Source organism: Vibrio sp. 10N.261.52.A1, assembly GCF_002876325.1.
Lineage (GTDB): Bacteria > Pseudomonadota > Gammaproteobacteria > Enterobacterales > Vibrionaceae > Vibrio > Vibrio chagasii.
The window spans coordinates 1-3,255 of the sequence record NZ_MCYD01001414.1 but is presented as its reverse complement, the minus strand read 5'-3'; the positions used below and the strand labels follow the sequence as shown (position 1 = coordinate 3,255).

Sequence of the window (3,255 nt, the reverse complement as noted above, 5' to 3'; positions counted from 1 at the left end):
AAGTTAAACATGCCTTAGTGACTTTCTGATTTTTCAGAAGGTTCGTTTGCGCATGTCAAAGGAAATAATAATGTTGAGAAATGAATCTCAAACTACTGTGAAGGCACAAGCGATTTCGCAGTCTACAAGCAGTGCAACAAGCAGTTCGAAAAACGATATTAAAAGCAAAGAGCGCAATAAAACCCTCTACTTTCTCACCTGGCGCTGGCATTTCTATGCTGGGCTGTTCGTTATCCCATTTATGCTGATGCTAAGTATTACTGGCTTAGTGATGTTGTTTGACGATGAGATCGAACTGGCTTTCCATCAAGAGGCGATTGAAATTACGGCATCTGGTGAACCAATCAAGGTTTCGCAGCAGTTAGCGGCAGTCCAAAAGCAATATCCACAAGGCTCAGTGACACAGTTTGTCCCAAGCAAAGCGCCTGATTTGGCGAACCGATTTTCAGTTTCTCTGGAAGATGGCACATCTGTTTTTGCAACTGTGAATCAATATACGGGTGAAGTTGTCGGTGAAGTACCACGCAGCGACAGCCTGTACCAGTTAGCAAACGACATCCACGGCACGTTATTGATTGGCGATTGGGGTGACTATCTGATTGAAGTTGCGATCAGCTTGTCGATTCTGTTGCTCGTCAGTGGCATTTACCTATGGTTGCCAAGAGACAATGCGAGCCGTGCAGGCTTTCTTAAGTTGAGAGTGTCATCTGGGACACGTGTACTGATGCGTGACTTGCATGCGAACATCGGTGGCACGTTATCTCTGATTCTGCTGCTCTTTATCCTTTCTGGCTTGGCGTGGACAGGCTTCTGGGGCGGCAAGTTAGTGCAAGCATGGAGCACTTTCCCTGCTCAAATGTGGGATGATATTCCGCTGTCTGATAAGACACACGCATCGCTTAACCATGGCTCAGAAGAAGAACTGCCATGGAATCTGGAACAGACACCACTGCCGTTGTCTCAAGATAAGCCAGCAGAACACGTTCATCATGTGGAAGAGGCGTCCGAACCTCATGATCATTCTAAGATGGGCGATGGCCACTCTATGCATGTCATGTCTGCGAGTAGCTTTGCCATTGATGATGTCATTGAGAAAGCACGAGCTCTTGGCTTCACTCAGTACAAGGTGAACTTCCCACGTTCAGAAACCGGTGTATACACGGTGACAGCGAATACCATGGGCGGCGATATCATCGATCCAACTCAAGATCGTACCACGCACCTAGACCAATATTCAGGTCGTATCCTTGGTGAAGTGACCTGGCAAGATTATAACTTTATCGCCAAGACATTAGCGGTCGGTATCTCTCTGCACCAAGGTGATATAAGTATTATCAACAAGCTTTTAAATGCCTTGTTCTGCTTGGCGTTCATCGTGGTGTCAGTCACGGGCGGTGTGATGTGGTGGATGCGTAGACCATCAGGTCAACGTAAGCTTGGCGCGCCACCTAAGTTTGGTGATGCTGGCTTATGGAAAGCTGGTTTGGTGAGTGTTGTTGTGATTTCAGTGCTATTTCCTCTCGCGGGAGCAACGATTGTCACAGCTATGATATTGGATTGGCTACTGTTCTCGCGTGTTGAGAAGTTCAAAACGGCGTTGAGCTAATTGAACCAAAAACGGACTTTTTCGGCTTGAGAAGGTCCGTTTTTTAGTCTGGCGGGAAGTTGATTGTTCAAGAAAGTTTAGATTTGATACAGCCTATTTTTGATAAAGCTCTATATTTGATAAAGCTCTAGCGGCAGGGCGTCTGGGTCTGCGAAAAACGTGAATGACTTCCCTGTAAACTCATCAACTCGAATCGGTTCAACGTCGATTCCTTGTCCTTCTAAATAGCTTTTTACTTGTTGAACGTCCTCAACACAAAAGGCTAAGTGTCTCAATCCTTGAGCTTCTGGAAAGCTCGGTCTTTCAGGTGCATCAGGGAAACTAAACAACTCTATTTGAGCACCATTAGGGAGTGCTAGGTCAAGTTTGTAAGACTGGCGCGCTGCTCGGTAATTCTCTGCAATAATTTCTAGCTTTAAAATCTCAGTGTAAAAGCGTTTTGAGGCTTTGTAGTCTGAGCAAATAATGGCGGCGTGGTGGATTCCTTTTAGCATCAGTTTATTTCTCCTGCCAACTTTTCACCCAAGTGTTCCATCGCGTAGTCAATGAACACGCGTAGGCGAGCGGGCATATACTTGGTTTGTGCAAACTGCATAGCGATGGCGCCGTGGTAGTTACTCTTGATGGTCCAGTCATTCAGTACTTGAACAACGCTACCTTCTGTTAACGCATCTTGAATTACAAAGTCATGGAAGATGCCAATCCCCAAACCTTCTTTCACACCTTTTAGTCGCATTTGAGAGTGGTTCACTGCGTATCGACCACTGACGGAAACGGTGTGAAACTCATCATCTTTGAGAAAGTCCCAAATGTGGTCTTTGTCCGTTTCTGCTAGGTACAGACAATCGTGCTGACTAAGATCGGTCGGGTGGGAAGGGATGCCTTTATGAACCAAATAATCAGGGCTCGCACACAGTACTAAGTTAGTCTTGCCTAACTCTTTTAGCACTAAGCTCTCATCGGGCTTATCGGTAAGGCGAAACGCAATATCGATGCCTTGGCGTAGTATGTCGATATCACCATCAGCAGCGCGTAACTTAAGTTGGATCTCTGGATACTGATTGAGAAATGGCACCACAAAAGGTTGAAGTACAGAGTTCAAAAACGCTTCTGGCGCGGCTACAGTAAGTGAGCCAGAAGGCTCGGTATGATCAGACGTCGATAACTCAACCGCTTGCTGTGCTGCGTTAATCATGACAACGCTCTGATCGTAAACCAGTTGACCTGCCTGAGTGATAATAAGCGTACGAGTAGTTCGCTCAAATAGCTTTACTGACAGTGCCTTCTCTAAACGCGTAATGAGCTTACTGAGTGCAGAAGGCGTTACCCCTAATTGCTTGGCTGCCGCAGTAAAACTGCCTTCGTTTACCACCAGGATAAATGAGGCAAGATCGGGAAGTAGGGCGATGAGTTTGGGATTGACCATAAGTATCCATGAGAGTCAGCAATGAGCGTAATAGTAATTGTGAGTGATCTAACTTAATTTGTGAATCAGTTTCATTAATTGACAAAAGTAAAATGAGTCGTGATGATGTTTAACTAACGATTGTTTAATTAGCGATTTGCCTCTTCTTCAGCTCAATGCATTTGAGCAAACCATCCAACGCTGGCAATATTTAGACTCATGCCACTAAGTGGATTATCCATCT

General features: G+C 45.4%; 3 protein-coding genes. 1 reads left to right on the top strand and 2 read right to left on the bottom strand.

From position 1 onward, the window contains the following. Positions 1-70: 70 nt before the first annotated feature. Positions 71-1,606: a PepSY domain-containing protein gene (locus BCT81_RS28565; RefSeq protein WP_102426621.1), complete on the top strand. Its 1,536-nt coding sequence runs from the start codon at positions 71-73 to the stop codon at positions 1,604-1,606. Between the two features lie 110 nt (positions 1,607-1,716). On the opposite strand, the gene BCT81_RS28560 is transcribed toward BCT81_RS28565, so the two are convergent. Together BCT81_RS28560 and BCT81_RS28555 are read right to left on the bottom strand one after the other, a co-directional pair. Continuing rightward, positions 1,717-2,100, bottom strand: a complete 384-nt coding sequence (locus BCT81_RS28560; RefSeq protein ID WP_102426620.1) for a VOC family protein — start codon at positions 2,098-2,100, stop codon at positions 1,717-1,719. Then, positions 2,100-3,032, bottom strand: coding sequence for a LysR family transcriptional regulator (locus BCT81_RS28555; RefSeq protein WP_102426619.1), 933 nt, complete (start codon positions 3,030-3,032; stop codon positions 2,100-2,102). Before BCT81_RS28555 ends, BCT81_RS28560 begins: the two co-directional genes overlap by 1 nt. Positions 3,033-3,255 lie beyond the last annotated feature (223 nt).

What these genes read in the sequence shown, in the direction of transcription:
- BCT81_RS28565 (WP_102426621.1), top strand. Translation starts at nt 71, where the DNA reads ATGTTGAGAAATGAATCTCAAACTACTGTGAAGGCACAAGCGATTTCG.
- BCT81_RS28560 (WP_102426620.1), bottom strand. Translation starts at nt 2,100, where the DNA reads ATGCTAAAAGGAATCCACCACGCCGCCATTATTTGCTCAGACTACAAA.
- BCT81_RS28555 (WP_102426619.1), bottom strand. Translation starts at nt 3,032, where the DNA reads ATGGTCAATCCCAAACTCATCGCCCTACTTCCCGATCTTGCCTCATTT.